The following is a 23,198-nucleotide window of genomic DNA, read 5'->3' as shown; positions in this document are numbered from 1 at the left end:
CAAAGATGCATCTTTTATTTCATTTTACAGCTTTTCAAAAATGATGCCTAAAATTTAAAAAGAACACAATATCTTTCATCTTAATCTTTTATTACCTCTAACACTTCTGGTAATATGCTAAGTGCTGTAATAGCAATTGCTCCTCCTAACTTGTAAGATTGTCCCGCTTCTTTACGTTCTGCTCTTGTCTTTTTATGCTTTTTCTCCTTGTCATTTTTTGAATCTGCTGCTATGCTTTGTGAAGCTACCTGATCATTACGCATCATAATCACTTTATTTTCTGTGTCTTCTACATAATAGTTTTTTGCAAATTGATATGCCATATCAATTCCATCTTTGCCTTCATCTTGATTTGTGATGGTATATATTTTTTGTAATTCTTTCAGGATATGATCACTATTAGAAGCTTCCGTATACGATACAATTGTAGTATTGTTTCCTCCATACGTACCTATTGCTATTTTATCTTCAGGTTGTAATCTTTTAAGAAGTAACTGTATTCCTTGTTCTAAATAAAAGCGATGGTCTGAAGAAATACCAGAAGCCCCTGTCTCTATCAATAAATAAATCTGTTGTGGTTCTTCATTAGGGTATGCATCGGCAGCATGTGTGATTAAATCTTTCAGTTTAATAACTGTAGTGGCTATGTCTTCTTGAGCATTTACTTGTATTCCTATTAATAGCAATAATGCATATATCATATATCTTTTCATAATTATATTTTTTAGTTATTGTTTTATTTAATCACATAGACCCCGTCGTACTTATTTAGCTTTTACCAAACGTATAAACTCCGCTCTAAATCCATCTGTATCTTCTCCTCTACCAGATTGAGCTAATGCCAATACATCTTCCTGCTTTATATCTTTCACATATTTTGAATCTCTAAGTTGCATTCCAAACATCGCCACGGCAGCAATAAATTTCACATCTTCACTAGCTTTATCTATAGAGTTAACATCATTATATACAACCTCTGAAAACAACTTACTTTTTGATCCTTCAGGTGTTTTGTATCTAAACTTCACCGTAAGTAATTCATTAGAAGTATTTGAATGTTGAATTTGCTTTTGATATTTAAGCGTATTACTTGGAGTTGGGTCATATGAGGAATCTACAGGTACTACCTCATATAAAGCTGTTACTGTATGCCCACTTCCTATCTCTCCTGCATCTTTTGCATCGTTATCAAAATCTTCATTTGCTAGCAATCTATTTTCATACCCAATAAGTCTGTATGACTTTACTAATAAAGGGTTGAACTCCACTTGAATTTTCACATCTTTTGCTATTGTATATAGGGTGCCTCCAAATTCTTTTCCTAAAAACTTATGCGCTTCTTGCATGGTATCTATATACGCATGGTTCCCATTTCCTTTATCAGCTAGTGTTTCTAGTTTCGAATCTTTATAATTTCCCATTCCAAAACCTAAACAGGTTAGAAAAATACCCGAATCTCTTTTTTCTTCTATTAGGGTTTGCATTGCTTTATCACTACTTTGTCCTACATTAAAATCACCATCAGTTGCTAGAATAACGCGATTATTCCCATCCTTCACAAAGTGTTCTTTTGCTATTTTATAAGCGAGTTCTATTCCTTGACCACCAGCTGTTGAACCACCTGCACTCAGGTTGTTAATTGCCTTCATAATCGTTTCTTTTTGGTCTCCTGAAGTTGGTTCTAACACAACACCTGCCGCGCCTGCGTACACAACAATAGATACCGTATCTTCTTTCCTAAGCTTCTTTACCAATATTTCGAAAGCCGATTGTAGTAATGGTAATTTATTCCTATCAGACATAGATCCAGAAACATCTATCAAAAATGTCAGGTTAGAAACTGGAAGTTCATCTGTACTTAATTCTTTTCCTTTTAATCCAATACGTACTAATTGTGTCTCTTTATTCCATGGTGTTTGGATTACTTCAGAATGTACTGCAAAAGGTTTATTATCTGTAGGAGGTGTATATGCGTACTCAAAATAATTGATCATCTCTTCAATTTTCACAGCATCTACTGGAATTTCTTGACCATTATTAATCATTCTACGTATGTTACTATATCCTGCTTTATCAACATCTACAGCCATCGTAGAAAGCGGGTCAAAGAGTACACTTTTAAATTGATTTTCGAATAACGCTTTATAGCTTTCATCATTTTCAACACGGTAGTTTCCATGTTTCGTATTGATAACTATACAACCATTTTTAGTTTCTGTTCCAAAACGTTTAGTCGTTTTTTTTGAATTATATACTTTCTTATTCTTGATTAAAGCCTTATCCATTTGAGCAACAATAGAAACAAGAGAGGGATCTATAAGAACACCATCTACTATATATATGGGTTGGTTTTCATCTACTTTAGTTGTGTTTGTTCCATTAACAGGGGCTTTTTTAGTGATTTCAATCCTTTGGTTGCCACCATTTATACTACTATTCCCACGTATAACAACACGAGTTGCGCTCCCTGAAATACCATTTTGATTTGAGATAGCTACACCAGAAGCTTTACCAGAGAGTACCCGACCTACATCTCCTTTTGTACGATTGGACAATTGTTCTGATTTTACTGTACTAACGGCATATCCTAATGCTTTCTTTTCTCTTTTTATACCATGCCCAACAACGACAACCTCATCTAGCTGATTATTTGATGCTAACGTGACATGTATTGTTGTTTGACTTCCTACGGTAACTTCTTGTCGCATATACCCTACATAAGAAAACACTAACACATCTGTTGCTAATGCGTTGATTGTATACTTCCCATCAAAATCTGTAGAAACCATTTTAGAAGTCCCTTTTACTAAGACACTAGCGCCTGGTAATGGGCCATTTTCTTCATGTACAGTTCCGGTAATAGTAACTATTTGCGCATAAAGTGATGTGTGTAAAAAGAATACAAATGCAATTTTAAATAACGTTTTCATAGGATTGATTTTTAAATTCAATCCAAACCTACTTTAGATTAATAGGGGATAAAACAAGTAATGAGGGAACTAAGACGTTGGGTGAGTAAAACTAACTTTTAATCATTTTATAAACGGTCTGTCCTCTTTGCAATTTTCCATTTGCTGTGCGTTCAAACCGCGGAAGCGAAAAAATAACTTTTGGGATTTCATACTTTTCAAAATCTGATACATCGTATTCCGCTTTCGCGAAAGCAAACGCTTCTTCCTGCTCAACAAATAATGCTAATTTCTCTCCCAAGGCATCATCAGGTATGCCAGCTACAAAAAAAGGCACATGAATCATTGGTGATAGTTTTTGTTCTATTTGTTCTGGATACAACTTTATACCTCCACTATTAATCACATTATCTACACGACCTAACCATATAAATTTTTTATAGGTTTCTAATAGAACAAGGTCATTTGTAACAACAGGGTCACTACTCACTAAAGGTGCTTTTATAACAAGACAACCGCGATCATCTGTATGGACACTCACTTTAGATAATGCCTTAAAAGGGATACGTCCTTCTTTTTTCTTTTTAGGATTTACACGTCTCGCTGCTATATGCGTTACCGTTTCTGTCATTCCGTAGGTTTCATAAATCTTGGTAGAAACTCCTTGTAATTCCTTTTTTAAAACTTCAGAAATACTACCTCCTCCAACAATGAGTTTAGATAATAAATGTAGTCTAGATAATGAATTATCTAATTGAAAAGGGGTCATTGCACAAAAATCATATCGACGATATACATTATCTAAAGGATTTGATTTAGGCTGCGTCATATCAATATGCCATCCTAATACCAATGCACGCACTAACATCATTTTACCCGCTATAAAATCGGCTGGTAAACAAAGAAGTGCTGTTGTTTTTTCTGGCAGTTTAAAGTGCTTGGCAGTCGCCTTTGCACTATTAGACATGTGTGCTTTTTTAATCTTTATAGCCTTAGGGGCTCCGGTAGATCCTGATGTCTTTACAGTAACATATGATTTTTCATTAAGCCAGTCTAGTAAAAAAGCACCTACAGACTCTTCATAAGGTTCTCCCTCTTTTATAAACTCATAAGCTAGTGTGCGCAAAGAAGCTATCGTATAATGCGTCCCATTCAGTTTAAATTTGGGATGCACACGTATGTATCGTTCAGGGTTTTTTACCATAATGAACCAAAATACAAGCTTCGTATAAAGCTAAAGTTACCTTACTATGAGGTTATTATTAATTTATGACTTCTTCTTTAGGAAGAATACGTCCTGCAAGTTTTTCTTTCCAGTTATTCCATTTGTACTTTTTTGCAAAGACAAATGTGAGGATAGGTAGAATAATAAATATAGGCACAATTTGACCTATCGCAGAAGGTTCTGATACATCCAAAAACACAGAATTGGTTTGCAACGCAGTCCAATCTGATGTTACCAATAGTGCAATAAACATATTATTTGCTGCATGAAATCCTAGTGCTAATTCCATTCCGTCATCCATCAATGTAATAATTCCTAAAAAGAGCCCTATACCTATGTACACAGACAATACACTATATCCTAACTTTTCAATTTCAGGATTTAAGCCATGCATTAATCCAAAAATTAAAGATGTTATGATTAAAGGAGCTAATCTATTTTTAGCAGCCATGCCTATACCCTGCATTAAATATCCTCTAAATAAAAATTCTTCAAAACTAGTTTGCAATGGTAGTAATAGTAATGTGATTGCCAATAGTCCTAAAAATGGCATTAAATTAAAATTCCACTGTAAATCTTCTGGCGCTAAGTAATAACCTATAAAAGTGGTAATAACAGAAAATGCGCCCCATATACCAAACGCAAAAAACACTCTTTTCCAATCTAATGTAGCTCTAGAGGTTAGCATCTTTACAAACCGTTGTCTATGGAAATATTTTACTACAGGAATAAGCGCTATCAAACCTCCTATAAATGTAAATATCACAAGCACTAAATAAAAATTACTCTCGCCAGGATATAAATCAATAAACATCTCTTCAGAAGAGGCTAAAAATTCTCCTACATTAGAAGATCTGGAAAAAGCACTCACAAATAATGGAATTACTCCTATAATTTGCCATCCAAAAAGGAATACAATTAAAAATCCGATAATATATCTCCACCCCTCATGTAATCCTTTATACGCTTGTTCTATAAACATAATGTACCTGTATTAAAATCCCAATCTACTTGATTATTATAGTGTAAACCTCCTTTTCTAACTTCCAAAGGAGCTTGAATATTATTTGTAAATAAACCACCTGTACCTAATCCTTGTGGTCCTTTTGCTTTTAATTCATAGGTCCATTGTGCTATAGCATTAAGGCCTATATTACTCTCTAAAGCAGATGTGATCCACCATCCTATATCCAACGCTTCTGCTTGATCTATCCATTCTTCACTGCCTTGATATCCGCCCACAAAACTTGGCTTCAATATAATGTATTGTGGCCGAATGACATGTAGCATATCTCTCTTTTTTGTTACATCCATGATACCAATTAGTTCTTCATCAAGCGCAATAGGTGTCGGCGTTTCTGCACAAAGCTGTTTCATTTCTTCCCATTGTCCTACTGCGATAGGTTGTTCTATGGAATGAATATCTAATAGTGCTAATTGTTTTAGAACTTCTTGCGCTTTCGCGAAAGCGAACCCACCATTAGCATCTACACGCACTGTTATTTTTGATGCATCATAGTGCTTACGAATCGAACGAAGTAAGGCTAACTCTTTATCAAAATCAATAGCACCTATCTTCATTTTTATACAATCAAAACCCGCTTCTAGTTTTTGCGCTATCTGTGCTTTCATAAACACCTCATCACCCATCCAGACTAAACCATTTATAGCTATAGCATCTTTAGAATTTGTGAATTTTGAAGGAAATAACACAAAAGGATCTTGTGCTTCGAGAGATAGAAAAGCCATTTCAACGCCAAACTGAATACTAGGAAATTCTTTTAACTCCTCCCACAATAGTTCGGGTCCTTTTTCAATATTTGCACAGGTCCAACGTAAGCGTTCTTCATAATCAGGACGATCATCAAAGCTTAATCCTCTTAAGATACCGCACTCTCCAATTCCTTGCTTATTACCATCTTCAATAACAATATACCATGTCTCTTTTGTCTTTAAGATACCTCTGGAAGTACCGCTAGCTCTTTTAAAATTGAGTATGTGTTTATGATACGTAGCTTTCAAGAAAGAGAAATTAAATAGTTATAGAAAGAATAAAAAATAATAAGGATAGTAAAAACGTAGATAAGGCGACAACTTTTAATTGCGGATCTAAAGCTGTGTGGTCTTTAGTTTTTTGCACTTTTATAAAATGAGCTAATAAAGGTAAAAATGCAAGGCAACTAATGAATAACATAGGTTTTGCTTCAGAAAATACTAAATACAAAATCCAACTTATGATACTAAAACCAAATAACATATTATGATAACGTAACGCACCATTCTTTCCTAACATAACAGCGAGTGTGTTTTTACCTACTTTTTGATCTTGTTCACGATCCCTCATATTATTAAGATGCAATACGGTTGTAGATAGTAATCCTATAGTCGCTGCGCCTAAAAAGTGATATATGGGTAGTTTTTGTGCATACAAAAAATAAGATCCCATTACGGCTACCAAGCCAAAAAATATAAACACAAAAACATCTCCAAGACCTTTGTAACCATAGGCACTTTTCCCAACGGTATACTTAATAGCTGCTACAATAGCACTTATCCCTAAAAACATATATATAAGTGATAAAAGTAATTGATCTGCTCCAAAGGAAATATAAATCAAATAGATCACAACAATACTCGTAAGTAAAGACGTAACTATAATCCCTCTTTTAAGATCTGATGCGGTTAATAAGCCACTTTGCATGGCACGGGCAGGTCCTACTCTATCTTCGTTATCGGTTCCTTTTATTCCATCTCCGTAATCATTTGCATAGTTTGATAATACTTGAAACCCTAACGTAGCCAATAATGCACAAGCAAATATCTTCCAATCAAAAAAACCCGTACGCTCCGCCATGGCGCCTCCTACTAATATGCCGGATATAGATAATGGCAACGTCCGTAATCTAGAGGCTTGAATCCAAGCTTTTAAAGATGACATAAATACATTTTTAATATATCAAAAGTACTTATTTTCTTTCGCTTTGCGCGAAAAGAGATTGCTTTTTAAATGCAATTTAGTAGCTTAGCTTTTCAAATCAATCATCATGAAGAATTATACGCTTTATCCCTTATTTCTTTTATTGTTTTTAGTATCAGCTTGTAAAGAAGAAAAAAAAGAAGATAGCACCAAAGGTATTGAAGAAGAAGAAGACGTTGTAACGACACCATTTTTATGGGAAGCTTCAAATATGTACTTTTTACTTACAGATCGTTTTAATAATGGAGATCCTACAAATGATATCCATTTTGATCGATCAAAAAAAACAGCTGTATTGCGTGGATTTGAGGGCGGTGACTTAAAAGGAATCAAAGATAAAATTCAAGAAGGATATTTTAATGAATTAGGTATAAATGCATTATGGTTTACTCCTGTTGTTGAGCAAGTACATGGAGCAGTAGATGAAGGTACTGGAGTTACATATGGATACCATGGGTATTGGGCTAAAGATTGGACGCAATTAGATCCAAATTTTGGAACCATGGATGATTTAAAAGACGTCGTAGATGCGGCTCATGCTGCTGGAATACGTATTGTTATGGATGTTGTTTTAAACCACACAGGTCCTGTTACTGATCAAGATCCTTTTTGGGGAACTGATTGGGCAAGAGAAGACCCTAATTGTAAATTTTCTACCTATGAGAATACTACGGCATGTAGTCTTGTAGAAAACTTACCTGATATTTTAACTGAAAGTACTACAGAAGTTGAACTCCCAAAATTACTTATTGAAAAATGGAAAGCAGAAGGGCGTTATGAACAAGAAATGAATGAACTTACTGCTTTTTTTACTGAAAACAAGTATAAAAAAACACCTCGTAATTATATTATTAAATGGCTTACTGATTATGTACGTGAATTAGGAATAGATGCCTATCGTGTAGATACTGCAAAACATGTAGATGAAGCGTCATGGGTGGTATTAAGAGAAGAGGCAGACAAAGCATTTGCAGCCTATAAAAAAGCGCATCCTGATAAAGTACTTGACGATACAGATTTCTTTATGCTAGGAGAAGTATATAACTACTCTGTAGATGGTGGTCGTTCTTTTGACTTTGGTGATGGAACAAAAGTAGATTACTTTGCTAACGGTTTTGACAACTTGATCAATTTCCAGTTTAAATACGATGCACAAGGGGATTATGAAGCCTTATTTGCTAAATATGATAGTATTAATCGCTCATCTCACAAGGAAGTAAGTATCACGAATTATGCAACTTCACATGATGACGGACAACCCTTTGATGTCACAAGAGAAAAAGCAAAAGAAACAGGAACTAAATTAATACTAACACCTGGTATATCACAAATCTATTATGGTGATGAAAGTGCCAGAAATCTTGTTATTGAAGGTACGCAAGGAGATGCAACGCTGCGTAGTTTTATGAATTGGGAGGACCAGAAAAACTCTCCAGAAACAAAAGAAATATTAAAGCATTGGAGAAAACTTGGTCAATTTAGAGCAAATCACCCAGCAATTGGAGCAGGGAAACATACTATGATAAGCAATAAGCCGTATATCTTTAACCGTCATCTTACGATAGGCGAATATACTGATCATGTTATGATAGGTCTTAATCTCCCTTTCGGGAAAAAAGAGTTTCAGGTTGATGAAGCTTTCGCGAAAGCGGAATACCTAATAGAAACTTATTCAAAACAAAAAGTAAGAGTTATTAACGGAAAAGTTAGTTTTAGCTCTCCATTTGATATTGCTTTATTAGAAAAAGGAAAATAAATTTACCCGTCTACTTCTTGCAAGAAAGAAGCAATTACTTCACTCACTCCCATCGCAAGCGTAGGATTTGTAATTGTCTTTGAAGTACTATCAAAATTTTCTTGAAACGAAGGAAAACTAAAATTTTCTACTACATTTCCCCCCATGTGAGGTAGTGTACCTTTTGTATACTCCAATGCATTTTTACCACCTCTTGCACCAGGAGAAGTGCTTAATAAAAATATCTTTTTTCTACTTAAAAAATTACGATCTACACGAGATAGCCAATCAAGAATATTTTTAAAAAAAGCTGAAACAGATCCGTTATGTTCATTTACAGATATAATAACGCCATCACTTTCTGAAATCTTGTTCTTCAAGATCGTAGCATCTACAGGAAATCCTTGTTCTGTTTCTATGTCTATAGAATACATTGGAATCTCAAAGTCAGTAAGCTTCACAACAGAAACTGAAGCGCTCGTGATTTGATTTGCTAAATAGTCAATTAACTGACCATTAATAGAGTTTTTACTGTTACTCCCCGCAAAAGCAATAATTTTTTTCATGTATAATCTCGTTTTTATGATAAGTACCTTAAAGATACATCATAAAAACAAAACAGGATAGTCAAAAAGACTCTCCTGTTTTTATTTTTAGTATATAGAATACGTCTTTTATAAACTAAATGTAATGGTTCCTACAAAAGCTGTATTACTTCTTTGAATTGCAGCTTGGCTTGTTAGCCCTGTATTGAATAATGCTTGATTGCGATCTTGTTCTGAACGATCTACAGCAACATCAAACTTCACATTTCCCCAATTATAGCCAGCTCCCACTGAATACCCAGTAAGATCTCCTACCGTTTCTCCATCTTCATACGGGCTTTCTTGAAAACGATATCCAGCTCTTAGGCTCCATTCTTTGATACGATACTCACCTCCTACTTTAAAGGTAGAAACCCCCTTTAATGTATTTTCTATTTCTTGATTTAAGTCTTGAAAGAAAGGATCATTTGTAGGTCTAAACGTAAGATTAGAAAAATCTGAGTATGAGTAATCAAAACTAATGAGTCCGTTTTTACCAAAAAGATACGCTAAACTTCCAGTATATCTACCTGGAACTCTTAATTCATAATCTTGAAAGACATTTGTTACTCTAGGGTTTATAGACGTGGTAAAATCTCCATCTACATCATTACCACTCGTAGAGATACGTTGTGTTCCTTCTTCTGATATGGTATACCAAGTTGGGGAATCATAGGTAAGACCTAAACGTACATTTTGATGTACTTTTGCAATAGTTCCTAACTGGAAAGAAAAGCCATTAGAAATAGTACGTAAGCTATTCTGAAATCGCACTTCATTAATAAGGCTTCCTTCATTATCATTAAATTCAACTAGTTCTGTAGATTGTGTATAATCTGCAAAGTGAGAATTAAGATTTAGTCCAAAAGATAATCTTTCGTCATATTGAGCACCTATATTAAATGATGCTTTACTATTATATCCTTCTGATATAAATGAGTATCGTTGATCGAATGAGTTTCCAGCAATATTAGGAGTATATGCAATGTTGTTAGGATTATCAAAGTCTTCTGGATCTATTATAAAAGATTGAAAACCTAAAAATGCTTGTTGTGCTGCAAATCCTTCTTGCTCTCCTAAAAACTGATAGAGACTTGCAATACTTTCTCCATCTTGAAGTTGTAATAAATCTAATGGAACTCCTTGTGCAAATTCTGAGAAATAACTAGCAATAGAAGTATTGCCTATTCCTGAAGCAAAAAACTGATCATCTAAATTTGCTGAACGATCATAATTAAATGCCAGTGCAATTTTATTCCATTTTGAGCTCGGACTCGCCTCTATTATAAATACGCCTCCAGCTTGATTAAAAGAAACATCTTCATCTGACGTATTATTTGAATTTCCAAAGTAGTTTACATCGCTATTATAACTATCTACGGCTAATGTGAATGATGTTGTTCCTCTTGTGAATATGACACTACTTGCTGGATTTATTCCAATAGCGCTTAAGTCTCCACCTAATGCTCCGAATGCTCCTCCTAATGCTCTAAAACGAGCTGTACCAGTAATATCAGTTGTGCCTAATCGTAATCCATCTGTAATACTTTGGGCATAAGATGTCAGTGTCACACACATAAGTGCAACAAGTATATATACTTTTTTCATGGTGAATATTCTATCTAGGTGTTTTTGTAAATAAGGTCTAAAAGTGTTGATCTACCCTCTTCTTCCACCTCCACGAGAACCACCTCTTGAACCTCCTGATGATCTTGAAGAACTACTTCCTCTTGAGAAGCCACCACTTCTTGAACCACTACTTCTTGATGGACTAGAATAAGATGGTCTAGATCTCGAAGTACTAGGCCTTGTTGTTGGGCGACTTGCTGGTCTTGCTGATCTTGCTGACCCTTGAGGACGTATACCTCTTGCAGAACGTGCATTTCCGCTTGGTCTCGTTGAATTCCCTCCTCTAGAATAACTAGGACGACTATTTCCACTAGGTCTAGATGCTGATGATGAACGACTACGATCACTACGGTTATTTGCATTTACACCTCCACGAGAAATACCATTTCTATTGTTAATCCCCCTTGCTCTACTGTTTACTGTAGTTCTTGGTCTTGTTGTTCCTCTATTTCTTGAAAAAGTTGATCTTGATCTACTATTTGTACGACTTGCTAATGCACTCCTAGTTGCTGCTCTTCGTGCATCTCTTTGTGCTACAGCAGACCTTGAAGTTCTTCTGCCATTATGATATGCGACTGCACTTCTTCCTCTATTATATCTGCTTCCGTATGCGAAGTTATTGTAATAACCTCCTCCATATCCGAAATTATTTCTAAATCCGAAACCGTTTCCATATCCAAAACAGTAGTATGGGTTATAAAAGTTTCCAAATCCAAAGTATGGATTAAAGAAACCTCCGAATCTAGGTCCCCAGAAACCTCCACCCCAATAAGGGTTACCCCAGAAACCTCCGCCCCAGTAGGCGTTGCCCCAGTAGCCTCCGCCCCAGAAAGGACCGTTATTATATACATTTACAATGGTAGATTCTGTTTCATCTCCCCATGCGGCACGGTTACTAGTATACCCATCACCTTCTACATACTCAGCATCGCTTTCTGAAGAATAAGAATCTACATCTGTAAATATTGCATCCTCTTCTATAATATCTCCTAGTGCTTCAGCTTCTTCTTCAAAATAGTTTTTATAAACTTGATCTGTGGCGCTCAAATTATCAGTTGACTCTTCTTCTGAGGCTGCAGTAGTACTACCATTATATATACCATCGTCGTCGTATACAGATTGTGAAGAACTACAAGACAAAAGTGTTATAGCTGCCAGTCCAGAAAAAAGGAATGTTTTTAGAGTGATTTTAAGAGTAGAAGAAAGTTGCATATCTCTAAAGTGTTTAATTGTTGTTCGTACTAAAAATAACTAATTTTGTATTAATTATTATTTGTCTAATGTAGTCACAAATTTTGTGCCAAAAAAACCTTTTATGGGGAAGAACTTAACAAAAAGAAGCGAAGATTACTCAAAATGGTATAATGAACTTGTCGTCAAAGCTGATTTAGCAGAAAATTCTGCTGTGCGTGGATGCATGGTCATAAAACCATACGGATTTGCTATCTGGGAAAAAATGCAAGCAGAGCTTGATAGGATGTTTAAAGAAACTGGACATCAAAATGCGTATTTCCCTCTTTTTGTTCCTAAGAGCCTTTTTGAAGCTGAAGAAAAAAATGCAGAAGGTTTTGCTAAAGAATGTGCCGTTGTAACACATTATAGACTTAAAACGGATCCTGATAATGAAGGAAAACTAATCGTTGACCCTGAAGCAAAACTACAAGAAGAACTTGTAGTTAGACCTACCAGTGAAGCTATTATTTGGAATACCTATAAAGGATGGATACAGTCTTATAGAGATTTACCATTATTAATTAATCAATGGGCAAATGTAGTGCGTTGGGAAATGCGTACACGTTTATTTTTACGTACAGCAGAGTTCTTATGGCAAGAAGGTCACACAGCACATGCCACAAAAGAAGAAGCTATCGCTGAAGCAGATTTAATGAATAATGTATATGCAACTTTTGTTGAAAATTTCTTAGCAGTACCTGTTATTAAAGGATTAAAAACGGAAAGTGAACGCTTTGCTGGAGCTGATGAAACTTTTTGCATAGAGGCATTAATGCAAGATGGAAAAGCATTACAAGCAGGAACTTCACATTTCTTAGGGCAAAATTTCGCGAAAGCATTTGATGTAAAATTTGCAACCAAAGAAGGAAAACAAGAACACGTATGGGCAACTTCTTGGGGAGTATCTACACGTCTTATGGGAGCACTTATCATGACACATAGTGATGATCAAGGGTTGGTATTACCTCCAAACTTAGCACCTTATCAAGTGGTCATTGTTCCTATATATAGAAACCAAGAACAACTAGATGCCATTTCTCAGGTGGCTAATGAAATTGTAAATGACTTACGACTTCATAATGTCACTGTTAAGTTTGATAATAGAGATACACACAAACCTGGATGGAAATTTAATGAGTATGAATTAAAAGGAGTTCCTCTTAGAATTGGAATAGGACCAAAAGATTTAGAAAAAAGGACAGTAGAACTCGCAAGGAGGGATACACTTACAAAAGAGTTTGTTGCTAAAGAAGCTATAGTTGAGACGGTAGTTCAACTTCTAAAAGATATTCAAGAAAATCTATATGATAAAGCAAAAACATATAGAGATTCTCATATTACAGAAGTTCAAAACTTTGATGAATTCAAAGATATTTTAGAAACTAAAGGAGGATTTATAAGTGCTCATTGGGATGGAACTACTGAGACTGAGAATAAGATTAAAGAACTTACTAAAGCTACAATACGTTGTATTCCTTTAGAGAACCCTAAAGAGGATGGAGTTTGTGTTTATAGTGGTGCTCCATCTACGCAACGTGTACTATTTGCAAAGGCATATTAAATATTTTAAAAAAAGTTCAATTTAGACTTGTGTCGTGTGAAAATAGTTGTATTTTTGCATCCGCAATTTAAGCAATTGTTCTAGGCCCGTTCGTCTATCGGCTAGGACGCCAGGTTTTCATCCTGGTAAGAGGGGTTCGATTCCCCTACGGGCTACGAAACAACATTAAAAACAAAATTCACTGATGTGTTTTGAGTTTTAAATGTTACCTAGGCCCGTTCGTCTATCGGCTAGGACGCCAGGTTTTCATCCTGGTAAGAGGGGTTCGATTCCCCTACGGGCTACATATTTTATAATATAACTAAAGTAAGACAATGGCAAATCACAAGTCAGCATTAAAGAGAATCAGAAGTAACGAGGCAAAAAGACTGAGAAATAAGTATCAGCATAAAACGACTCGTAATGCGATCAAAAAATTACGTGATCTTTCTTCTAAGAAAGAAGCAGAAACTCTTTACCCTGCTGTAGTTTCAATGATAGATAAGTTAGCTAAACGCAATGTTATTCATTCTAACAAAGCAGCTAATTTAAAATCTAAATTGGCTAAGCACGTAGCTGCACTTTAAGTCGCAGCTTGATAAAATTTATAAAACTTCTACATATGTGTAGAAGTTTTTTTGTTGTTTACATTCATTATATAGAGTGTATTCAATCAAAAAACAACAAAAATAATATTGCTAAAGTAATTTAAAATTGTACTTTTGCATCCGCTTAGATCAACCTCTGACGAAAATCGTGAACGTTGCACTAACTTAAAAAATAATAAAATCCATTACAATGGAAGATTTAGTAAAATTTGTACAAGACGAATTTATAGCAAAGAATGATTTACCAGAATTTAGTGCTGGTGATACCATTACTGTTTATTACGAAATTAAAGAAGGTGAAAAAAGCCGTACACAGTTCTTTAGAGGAGTTGTTATCCAATTAAGAGGAACTGGAAGAACACAAACATTTACAATTAGAAAAATGTCTGGAACAATAGGTGTAGAACGTGTTTTCCCATTAAACCTACCATCTATCCAGAAAATAGAAGTAAACAAAAGAGGTAGTGTACGTAGAGCTCGTATCTATTACTTTAGAGGTCTTACTGGTAAGAAAGCTCGTATCAAAGAGAAGCGTTCATAAAGGAAACACCTTTAGAAAATAATATATATGAAAAGCATTTGATTTATAATCAAATGCTTTTTTTCATGAACAATTGTTAACAACCTAAGTTCATAAGTGGTTGATAATTATAGTTATACTGTTTTCACTTTTGTATTCTAATAACTTCTATATTTATACTAAGTTTAATACGAAATAAGCGATTTCGTTCATATTGTATTAGCCTTTCTAGTTTCAAAAAACATATGTTATAGAGAAACTCGATCGTGATACCACTAACAAGAAGCGCTGCAAAAGCTAGATGTAGTATTAATTAATAGCGTACAACTATCAATAAGTGTACATCGAAAAATCTTAAGTAAAAGCGATCACATCAAAACATCCTATCATAATTCAAGGTTATGGTTCATGTTTTGAAGGTATTTTAAATAGTTTTATAGGAATGAAACATCCCTTACAAACGTCAAGTTTTTTTACTATTTAAAATACCTAAAAAGCCATATCAAGCATGTATTTGCATTGATATGGCTTTTGTCTTTTCATAAGAAAGGAATTAATGTGATCTCTTCAAGAAATAAAAAACCATTTTTTTACAAAAAATTAACCTATTTCATCCTCTCACTACATTATAATAAATGCATCGTAATAGCTATATTTGCAATCCTTTTAAGTTCACTACGACTTAAGAGCAAAGCAAAAACAATTCTTTTATATGGCAAACGCTAAAACTATCATCAAATATACGTTTACAGACGAAGCTCCAATGCTTGCAACGCATTCCTTCTTACCTATCGTAAAACGTTTTACTCAATCCTCAAATATAGCAATAGACACAGAAGATATTTCTTTAGCAGGCAGAATCATTGCTAACTTTTCAGATCATCTTACAGAGGCTCAAAAACAGAATGATTCTCTAGCTGATTTAGGTGTATTAGCAAAACAACCTGAAGCAAATATTATAAAATTACCAAATATTAGTGCTTCTATACCTCAGCTTACAGAGGCTATAAAAGAATTACAAAGTCATGGATATGCTATCCCTGATTTTCCAGAGGAACCAGAAACTAACGAAGAAAAAGAAATACGTAAACGCTATTCTAAAGTATTAGGTAGTGCTGTAAATCCTGTATTAAGAGAAGGTAATTCAGATCGTCGTGCACCTAAACCTGTAAAGCAATATGCAAGAAACAACCCTCATAGTATGGGTGCATGGAGCTCAGAATCTGCTTCCCATGTAGCTACAATGCAAGAAGGTGATTTTCGTCATAACGAAAAATCAGTAACCATAACACAGACTGGAAACGCACGTATAGAACATACTGATACTTCAGGTAACAAAACCATACTTAAAGAAGCTGTTCCAGTATTAAAAGACGAAATTATTGATGCAACTGTTATGAATAAAAAAGCACTTATTGCTTTTTTAGAAGAACAAGTAGCAGACGCTAAAGATAAAGGCATCCTGTTTTCACTACACATGAAAGCAACTATGATGAAAGTTTCTGACCCTATCATTTTTGGACATGCCATTCGTGTATTCTTTGCGCCAGTATTTGAAAAATATCAAGCGGTATTTGAAGAGCTAGGAGTTGAAGAAAATAATGGTTTTGGGAATATACTTTCTAAAATACAAGAATTGCCAGATGCACAACGTGAAGAAATAGAAGCGGCTATTGAAGCATGTTATGCAGAACGTCCAAGTGTAGCTATGGTAAATTCTGATAAAGGAATTACAAACTTACACGTACCAAGTGATGTTATTATAGATGCCTCTATGCCGGCTATGATTCGTACTTCGGGTAAAATGTGGAATACCGCTGGAGAATTACAAGATGCAAAAGCTGTTATTCCTGATAGTAGTTATGCAGGAATCTACCAAGAAACGATTGATTTTTGTAAAAAGCATGGTGCTTTTGACCCTACCACAATGGGAACTGTTCCTAATGTTGGACTTATGGCACAAAAAGCTGAAGAATACGGATCACACGACAAAACTTTTGAAATCGAAAGTGATGGAACTGTCTCTGTAATAGACGAACAAGGAAATACACTTATAGAGCATACTGTTTCTACGGGTGATATCTGGAGAATGTGCCAGGTAAAAGATGCGCCTATTCAAGACTGGGTTAAACTTGCTGTAAAGAGAGCTCAGGCTACACAAACTCCGGCTATTTTCTGGTTAGATAAAACAAGAGCTCATGATGCGCAACTTATTGAAAAAGTAAACGTATACTTGAAGGATCACGATACAGCTGGATTAAACATTCAGATTATGTCTCCTGTAGAAGCAACTCGTTATACATTAGAGCGTATTAAAAAAGGTGAAGACACCATTTCTGTAACAGGAAATGTATTAAGAGATTACAACACAGACCTCTTCCCTATTTTAGAATTAGGTACAAGTGCAAAAATGCTTTCTATTGTACCTCTCATGAATGGTGGTGGTTTATTTGAAACAGGTGCCGGAGGATCTGCACCAAAACACATACAACAGTTCTTAAAAGAGGGGCATTTACGTTGGGATTCTCTTGGAGAATTCTTAGCACTTGCGGTTTCTTTAGAACATACATCTGAAGCAACAGATAATAAACGCGCAGCTGTTTTAGCAGAAGCACTTGATGATGCTACCGTGAAATTCTTAGAAAATAGAAAATCGCCTTCTCGTAAAGTACACGAGCTTGATAATAGAGGGAGTCATTTCTACCTTGCTATGTACTGGGCGCAAGCTTTAGCGAGTCAAGATGTGGATCAAGATCTAAAACAAGAGTTTACTCCTTTAGCAGAAGCAATGGCTTCTCAAGAACAAGCCATTATAGATGAATTAAACAATGCACAAGGAGCTCCTATGGACATAGGCGGTTATTATCACGTAAATTCAGAAAAGACAACGGCGGCAATGAGACCTAGTGCTACTTTTAATGCTATTATAGATGCATAGTACGCTTTCGCGAAAGCGTATAAAGCAACATATAATTCATAATACAAAGGGGTTTTAAATTAAGGTCCCGCTAAAAAGTTGAATAAAAAAACGAGTGCTATAACAGCACTCGTTTTTTACATATAAACCTAACCGACTTAAAATCTATAATTCTTTTGGCAATTTTATGTTCATGTACTATAAATTCTTAAACGAATGTACTATTTAGTATGCTATTAATAATGTATCAATGAGAATTTGATGGTATTGAGTGAGAATTTGACCGCTTTCGCGAAAGCGTATAAAAGTATACCCGATTTCATTATCAAATACTTATGGATTTACCATAAACAATATGAAAAATCGAAAAAATCTTATCATAAATAAGGTTTTTGTTTTTTTAACATTGTGTCTCAAAAATTGATATTAGATTTACTACAAATCCTTTTTTATGAAAAAAAGTATACTCTTTGCTTTCCTGTTTTGTATAGGAATAGGTTCTTCATTTTGTCAAGAAAAATTTACCCTTAGCGGGACCATATCTGATAATTCGAGTAATGAAACACTCATAGGAGTAAATGTCTTATTTCCTGAGTTATCAAATGGTGTAGCTACAAATTCATACGGTTTTTATTCTATCACATTACCCGAAGGCACCTATCAAATTGTTGTAAGCTATTTAGGGTATAAAGAAATTACAGAAACCATCGTATTAGATAAAGATATTCGAAAAGACATTCAGTTGACATTGGCCACAGAGTCTCTTGATGAAATCGTTATTGAAGAAAAAGTAGAGCGTGTCAATATTAGAAAACCACAGATGAGTGTCAATTCACTCTCTGCTGAAACAATCAAACGAATTCCCGTAGTACTTGGAGAAGCAGATGTGATCAAATCTATTCTTTTATTACCTGGTGTGACAAGTGCAGGTGAAGCCGCATCTGGCTTTAATGTTCGTGGTGGTGCCGCCGATCAAAACTTAATACTTCTTGATGAAGCTATTATTTTTAATTCTTCTCATTTATTTGGACTCTTCTCTGTATTTAATCCAGACGCGATTAAAGATTTAAAATTATATAAAGGAGGAATCCCTGCGCGATTTGGAGGAAGAGTCTCTTCTGTATTGGACATTTATCAAAAAGAAGGAAACAGTAAACAATTTAAAGTGAATGGTGGATTAGGTCTTATCTCGAGTAGACTACTCATAGAAGGTCCTATCAAAAAAGAAAAAGGTGCTTTTTTAGTAGGAGGTCGTTCTTCCTATGCAAATTTATTCCTACCTCTTTTTGACATAGACAATAGAGCTTCCTTTTTTGACCTCAACACAAAACTTAATTACAAGATTAACGATAATAACAGTATTTACTTATCTGGTTACTTTGGTAGAGATGACTTTAGCATCAGTGATAGTTTCTCAAATAATTATGGAAATGCAGTAGGGAACTTTAGATGGACCCATCTTTTTTCTGATAAGCTTTTCTCTAACTTATCCATTATTTATAGTGATTACTTTTATGGTCTTGATCTTGATTTTGTAGGATTCACATGGGATTCTGGGATCACTAATGCAAATCTCAAATATGATTTAAAGCATTACCTCAATGACAAAATTCAAGTGAATTATGGAATTAACAATGTGTACTACTCATTTAATCCTGGTAAAATAGAACCCAATAGCGAAGAGTCAGGTATTGTAGAAGACCAACTTACCAAACAATTTGCCAATGAATTTGCAGCATACATTGATGTGGAACATAAAATTACAAACAAGTTAAATCTACAATATGGATTGCGTTGGAGTAATTTTGTACGACTAGGACAAGATGAAGTAAATGTATATGTAGATGATAACCCCGTTGTTTTTGATCCTTTCCTCCTTATCTACCAAGGAGCAGAGATTAATAATGTAGACACTTCTTTTAGCCGTAGTGACAAACTTGCTACGTTTAATACATTAGAACCTAGATTTGCATTATCCTATGCATTTAATGATGACACTTCTATTAAAGCAAGTTATACCTATTTAGCACAGTATATTCATTTATTGTCAAATACAAGTTCACCAACACCATTGGATGTTTGGACACCCAGTGGCCAATTTGTAGATCCCCAATTATCAGATCAATATGCACTTGGTTTTTTCAAAAATCTAAAAGACGATGCCTATACCATAGAGACAGAAGTTTTTTATAAAGCTATAGATAATCGTATAGATTACATAGATGGTGCTGACCTTATTGCAAATGACGCCATCGAACAAGTCATTTTAAGTGGTGAAGCTAGAGCTTATGGACTTGAGTTCTTATTCCGAAAAAATGAAGGGAAATTTACAGGCTGGTTAGCATATACTTTATCAAAATCAGAACAACGTACACCAGGTAGAAATGAAAACGAAGTAGGTATTAATTTAGGACAATGGTACAATACACCCTATGATAAAACACATGACATTTCTGTAAATGCAAATTATGAACTCAGTGATAGTTGGCGTTTTGGAGGAAACTTTATATACCAAACAGGACAGCCTACAAACTTTCCTGTTGGCCAGTTTGAATTCCAAGGACTTGTCATTCCTACCTATGGGTTTAGAAATGAGCAACGGCTACCAGATTTTCATCGTATAGATCTATCTGCAACTCTTACGCCTAGAAAGAATAAAAACAGAAAATGGCAATCTGAATGGGTATTTAGTGTCTACAATATATATAATAGACGAAATGCCGCTTCCATTAATTTTAGACAGAATCAAGATACAAGAAGAAATGAAGCCATACGTACGTCAATTTTTGGTGCTATTCCATCGGTAACTTATAATTTCAAGTTTTAAGTGAGACATCTAAGCTACATAATACTTTTATACCTCTCATGCATCAGCTGTGAAGATGTGGTAGATGTAGACTTGCCACCAGAGCAACCAAAGCTTGTGGTAGATGCACTGATACGACTTAATTTGGAAGAAGAAGCATCACCCTTACGTATTAAAGTAACCACTACTGGAGCATTTTTTGATGAAGTCACCCCTACACCACTCACAGGTATGCAACTTCAAAATGAAGCTATCACTACAATTGCTGGAGTTGTTTTTCTTACTCAAGATCCAGATAATCCTAATGAATATGTTCCAGGTTCTGATGAAGCAGGTCCAAGTCCTGGCGGACTTGTAAACAATGATTTTTTCTTAGACGGAAGACTTATTCTAACATTTACATTTGAAGACGAACTCTATCTCGCTGAAACTCGTTTTACACCTGCACCACCTATTGATACTATTGTGCAAGGAGATGGAACGCTATTTGATGAAGATGACACCGAAGTGATTGTTACGTTTACAGATATTCCAGAACAAGATAATTTTTATGTATTTGATTTTGATTTTAATGAGTATCTAACCGTAGAAGACCGTTTTTTCCAAGATCAACAATTTGATTTTTCATACTTCTATGATACCAATTTAGAAGCTGGCGATGTTACAAATATTAGCATTTTAGGAGCAAATGAATCCTTTTATAATTATATGGGATTACTTATAGAACAAAGCGATCTTACAGATAATGGCCCTTTTCAAGTTCCCGTGACAACCGTACGCGGGAATATTTTAAAAGCAGAAGGCGTAGACAATATTAATATTTTTGATAATGTAGGAAGACCTCAAGAATTTGTGCTTGGGTATTTTGCGGTATCACAAGAATTTAAAACTAGTATTACTATAGAATAAGGATATATACCCTATGAAAAAGACATTTTTATTTTTACTAATCATAAATCTATTTACGAGCTGCGAAGATGTTGTCGATGTAGACCTTGACTCAGAACCACCTCGTCTGGTTGTTGATGCATTAATCCGTGTAGATACTTCTGAAGAACTCACGGAAGCAAACATTAGAGTCTCACTTAGCTCTCCCTTTTTTGGAGAAATACAACCCGCCGAAATTCAAAGTATGCAAATTCAAAATGAAGAAAATGGAAGCTTTGTCCCTTATGAACCTGTACCTGGAGAACCTGGACTGTTCCGACCATTCCCTACAACAGTATCTCCTGTGATAGATAATAAGATTCTAACTAGTTTCCTTCTCAATCCAGAACCAATATACATCTTTAGTATTACCTACCAAGATGAACTCTACTTAGCAAGAACATCATTTGTTCCCACTACTCCTATAGATAGTATTGTACAAGGTGAAGAAACACTATTTGATGAAGATGATACCGAAGTTATTATCTCATTTACAGACCAACCAGATCGAGAAGACTTTTATGTATTTGATTTTGATTTTGGAGAGTTTCTTGCCGTAGAAGACACCTTCTTTGAAGGACAAGACTTTGAGTTTTCTTATTTTTATGAAGGAGATGATTTTCCGCTAGAGTCTGGTCAAGAAGTCACCATTAGTATTCTAGGTGCCGATGAAGCCTTTTACACCTATATGGAACAACTCATTATTCAAAGTGACCTTACAGATAATGGGCCTTTCCAAGTACCCGTATCGACTGTAAGAGGAAATATCCTAAATGCAGAAGGAATTGATAACATTAACATATTTGATAATGTAGGTAGACCAAATAGTTTTGCATTGGGTTATTTTGCGATTGTTCAAGAATTTGAAAATACCATTGTGATTGAGTAATTTTTCAAACACAGTCTATTGATGACTGTATTAGTTTTTTCTACCTTTGAACCAAAATAAATAAACGCATGCTTATTATAGGAATTGGAGGCGGTACTGGAAGTGGAAAAACAACTGTTGTAAATAAAATCATTTCTGAAAATCCTGAAAGTGAAGTTACGATCATTTCGCAAGATTCATATTACAAGGATCTTTCCCATCTTGATTATGACTCAAGAACCAAAGTAAACTTTGATCATCCTAACTCTATAGATTTCAAACTACTTTGCAGTCACCTAGCACAATTGCGTGAAGGCAAATCTATAGAACAACCTGTATACTCTTTTGTAGAGCATAACAGAACCGATGAAACAGTTACTACCCATCCTAAAAAAGTAATTGTAGTAGAAGGTATTTTAATTCTTACTGATCCAGCAATACGTGATTTATTTGATATAAAAATATTTGTACATGCAGATAGTGATGAACGTTTAATACGCCGTTTAAAACGTGATATCGCAGAGCGTGGTCGCGATCTTGAAGAGGTATTAAACCGATATCAAAACACACTTAAACCTATGCATCAACAATTTATTGAACCTACAAAAGAATATGCAGATATGATTATTCCAAATAATCGTTATAATACTGTAGCTGTAGATATTGTACGTACAATAATAAATGAGCGCTTATCGTAAGCGTTTTAGTATCTTCGTAATT

18 protein-coding genes and 2 tRNA genes are annotated in these 23,198 nt (G+C 34.8%); 11 read left to right on the top strand and 9 right to left on the bottom strand.

Going from position 1 to position 23,198, the window contains the following annotated elements; all coding sequences use genetic code 11:
* Positions 1-80: 80 nt before the first annotated feature.
* From Q1A60_RS09035 to menA, 6 genes are all read right to left on the bottom strand, one after another.
* Positions 81-713: a hypothetical protein gene (locus Q1A60_RS09035; protein ID WP_299766040.1), complete on the bottom strand. Its 633-nt coding sequence runs from the start codon at positions 711-713 to the stop codon at positions 81-83.
* A gap of 51 nt (positions 714-764) precedes the next feature.
* Positions 765-2,930, bottom strand: coding sequence for a von Willebrand factor type A domain-containing protein (locus tag Q1A60_RS09030; protein ID WP_299766041.1), 2,166 nt, complete (start codon positions 2,928-2,930; stop codon positions 765-767).
* A gap of 91 nt (positions 2,931-3,021) precedes the next feature.
* Positions 3,022-4,113, bottom strand: a complete 1,092-nt coding sequence (locus Q1A60_RS09025) for an AMP-binding protein (protein WP_299766043.1) — start codon at positions 4,111-4,113, stop codon at positions 3,022-3,024.
* Positions 4,114-4,171: 58 nt separating this feature from the next.
* Positions 4,172-5,116, bottom strand: a complete 945-nt coding sequence (locus tag Q1A60_RS09020) for a type II CAAX endopeptidase family protein (protein WP_299766044.1) — start codon at positions 5,114-5,116, stop codon at positions 4,172-4,174.
* Positions 5,107-6,156 (bottom strand): o-succinylbenzoate synthase, encoded by a 1,050-nt coding sequence (locus Q1A60_RS09015; RefSeq protein WP_299766046.1) that lies wholly within the window; start codon positions 6,154-6,156, stop codon positions 5,107-5,109. The genes Q1A60_RS09020 and Q1A60_RS09015 overlap by 10 nt, the downstream gene beginning before the upstream one ends.
* 10 nt (positions 6,157-6,166) lie before the next feature.
* Entirely contained in the window at positions 6,167-7,072 is a 906-nt protein-coding gene (gene menA / locus Q1A60_RS09010) for a 1,4-dihydroxy-2-naphthoate octaprenyltransferase (RefSeq protein ID WP_299766047.1), read from the bottom strand.
* Between the two features lie 106 nt (positions 7,073-7,178).
* Here menA and Q1A60_RS09005 point away from each other — a divergent pair, with 106 nt between their 5' ends.
* Positions 7,179-8,867, top strand: a complete 1,689-nt coding sequence (locus Q1A60_RS09005) for an alpha-amylase family glycosyl hydrolase (protein WP_299766049.1) — start codon at positions 7,179-7,181, stop codon at positions 8,865-8,867.
* 2 nt (positions 8,868-8,869) lie between these two features.
* Here the strand turns inward: Q1A60_RS09005 and Q1A60_RS09000 are convergent, their stop codons facing one another.
* From Q1A60_RS09000 to Q1A60_RS08990, 3 genes are all read right to left on the bottom strand, one after another.
* Positions 8,870-9,412 (bottom strand): NAD(P)H-dependent oxidoreductase, encoded by a 543-nt coding sequence (locus tag Q1A60_RS09000; protein WP_299766051.1) that lies wholly within the window; start codon positions 9,410-9,412, stop codon positions 8,870-8,872.
* 108 nt (positions 9,413-9,520) lie between these two features.
* Positions 9,521-11,038, bottom strand: a complete 1,518-nt coding sequence (locus Q1A60_RS08995) for an outer membrane protein transport protein (RefSeq protein ID WP_299766052.1) — start codon at positions 11,036-11,038, stop codon at positions 9,521-9,523.
* 51 nt (positions 11,039-11,089) lie between these two features.
* Positions 11,090-12,271, bottom strand: a complete 1,182-nt coding sequence (locus tag Q1A60_RS08990; RefSeq protein ID WP_299766054.1) for a hypothetical protein — start codon at positions 12,269-12,271, stop codon at positions 11,090-11,092.
* Positions 12,272-12,374: 103 nt separating this feature from the next.
* Here Q1A60_RS08990 and proS point away from each other — a divergent pair, with 103 nt between their 5' ends.
* The 10 genes from proS to udk all read left to right on the top strand — a co-directional run bounded on the left by proS (position 12,375) and on the right by udk (position 23,176).
* Positions 12,375-13,853 (top strand): proline--tRNA ligase, encoded by a 1,479-nt coding sequence (gene proS / locus Q1A60_RS08985; protein WP_299766056.1) that lies wholly within the window; start codon positions 12,375-12,377, stop codon positions 13,851-13,853.
* 83 nt (positions 13,854-13,936) lie between these two features.
* Positions 13,937-14,008, top strand: a tRNA-Glu gene (locus Q1A60_RS08980).
* Positions 14,009-14,065: 57 nt separating this feature from the next.
* Positions 14,066-14,137, top strand: a tRNA-Glu gene (locus tag Q1A60_RS08975).
* Positions 14,138-14,167: 30 nt separating this feature from the next.
* The gene (gene rpsT / locus Q1A60_RS08970) at positions 14,168-14,419 is read left to right on the top strand and encodes a 30S ribosomal protein S20 (protein WP_299766058.1); all 252 of its coding nucleotides are present in this window, start codon (positions 14,168-14,170) and stop codon (positions 14,417-14,419) included.
* 211 nt (positions 14,420-14,630) lie between these two features.
* A complete protein-coding gene (gene rplS / locus Q1A60_RS08965; protein ID WP_299766060.1) occupies positions 14,631-14,981 on the top strand; it encodes a 50S ribosomal protein L19 in 351 nt (116 codons plus the stop codon).
* A 691-nt stretch (positions 14,982-15,672) separates the two neighbouring features.
* Complete coding sequence (locus Q1A60_RS08960; RefSeq protein ID WP_299766062.1) at positions 15,673-17,898, top strand: NADP-dependent isocitrate dehydrogenase; 2,226 nt, start codon at positions 15,673-15,675, stop codon at positions 17,896-17,898.
* Between the two features lie 430 nt (positions 17,899-18,328).
* Positions 18,329-20,704 carry a TonB-dependent receptor gene (locus Q1A60_RS08955; protein WP_299766064.1) on the top strand — a complete coding sequence of 792 codons (2,376 nt, stop codon included), beginning with the start codon at positions 18,329-18,331 and terminating at the stop codon, positions 20,702-20,704.
* Positions 20,705-20,761: 57 nt separating this feature from the next.
* The gene (locus tag Q1A60_RS08950) at positions 20,762-21,592 is read left to right on the top strand and encodes a DUF4249 family protein (RefSeq protein ID WP_299766066.1); all 831 of its coding nucleotides are present in this window, start codon (positions 20,762-20,764) and stop codon (positions 21,590-21,592) included.
* 13 nt (positions 21,593-21,605) lie between these two features.
* Positions 21,606-22,499 carry a DUF4249 family protein gene (locus Q1A60_RS08945; RefSeq protein WP_299766068.1) on the top strand — a complete coding sequence of 298 codons (894 nt, stop codon included), beginning with the start codon at positions 21,606-21,608 and terminating at the stop codon, positions 22,497-22,499.
* A gap of 68 nt (positions 22,500-22,567) precedes the next feature.
* On the top strand, positions 22,568-23,176 hold the full coding sequence (udk, locus tag Q1A60_RS08940) for a uridine kinase (RefSeq protein WP_299766070.1): 609 nt from the start codon (positions 22,568-22,570) through the stop codon (positions 23,174-23,176).
* Positions 23,177-23,198 lie beyond the last annotated feature (22 nt).

It is taken from the genome of uncultured Dokdonia sp. (genome assembly GCF_947492535.1).
In the GTDB taxonomy this organism is placed as follows: domain Bacteria; phylum Bacteroidota; class Bacteroidia; order Flavobacteriales; family Flavobacteriaceae; genus Dokdonia.
The sequence above is the reverse complement of the archived record's forward strand: the minus strand, read 5'-3'. Positions and strand labels throughout refer to the sequence as shown.

Bases quoted from the DNA above. Each gene is read 5' to 3' on its own strand.
- Q1A60_RS09035 (WP_299766040.1), bottom strand. From the start codon at position 713: ATGAAAAGATATATGATATATGCATTATTGCTATTAATAGGAATACAA.
- Q1A60_RS09030 (WP_299766041.1), bottom strand. From the start codon at position 2,930: ATGAAAACGTTATTTAAAATTGCATTTGTATTCTTTTTACACACATCA.
- Q1A60_RS09025 (WP_299766043.1), bottom strand. From the start codon at position 4,113: ATGGTAAAAAACCCTGAACGATACATACGTGTGCATCCCAAATTTAAA.
- Q1A60_RS09020 (WP_299766044.1), bottom strand. From the start codon at position 5,116: ATGTTTATAGAACAAGCGTATAAAGGATTACATGAGGGGTGGAGATAT.
- menA (WP_299766047.1), bottom strand. From the start codon at position 7,072: ATGTCATCTTTAAAAGCTTGGATTCAAGCCTCTAGATTACGGACGTTG.
- Q1A60_RS09005 (WP_299766049.1), top strand. From the start codon at position 7,179: ATGAAGAATTATACGCTTTATCCCTTATTTCTTTTATTGTTTTTAGTA.
- Q1A60_RS09000 (WP_299766051.1), bottom strand. From the start codon at position 9,412: ATGAAAAAAATTATTGCTTTTGCGGGGAGTAACAGTAAAAACTCTATT.
- Q1A60_RS08995 (WP_299766052.1), bottom strand. From the start codon at position 11,038: ATGAAAAAAGTATATATACTTGTTGCACTTATGTGTGTGACACTGACA.
- Q1A60_RS08990 (WP_299766054.1), bottom strand. From the start codon at position 12,271: ATGCAACTTTCTTCTACTCTTAAAATCACTCTAAAAACATTCCTTTTT.
- proS (WP_299766056.1), top strand. From the start codon at position 12,375: ATGGGGAAGAACTTAACAAAAAGAAGCGAAGATTACTCAAAATGGTAT.
- rpsT (WP_299766058.1), top strand. From the start codon at position 14,168: ATGGCAAATCACAAGTCAGCATTAAAGAGAATCAGAAGTAACGAGGCA.
- rplS (WP_299766060.1), top strand. From the start codon at position 14,631: ATGGAAGATTTAGTAAAATTTGTACAAGACGAATTTATAGCAAAGAAT.
- Q1A60_RS08960 (WP_299766062.1), top strand. From the start codon at position 15,673: ATGGCAAACGCTAAAACTATCATCAAATATACGTTTACAGACGAAGCT.
- Q1A60_RS08955 (WP_299766064.1), top strand. From the start codon at position 18,329: ATGAAAAAAAGTATACTCTTTGCTTTCCTGTTTTGTATAGGAATAGGT.
- Q1A60_RS08945 (WP_299766068.1), top strand. From the start codon at position 21,606: ATGAAAAAGACATTTTTATTTTTACTAATCATAAATCTATTTACGAGC.
- udk (WP_299766070.1), top strand. From the start codon at position 22,568: ATGCTTATTATAGGAATTGGAGGCGGTACTGGAAGTGGAAAAACAACT.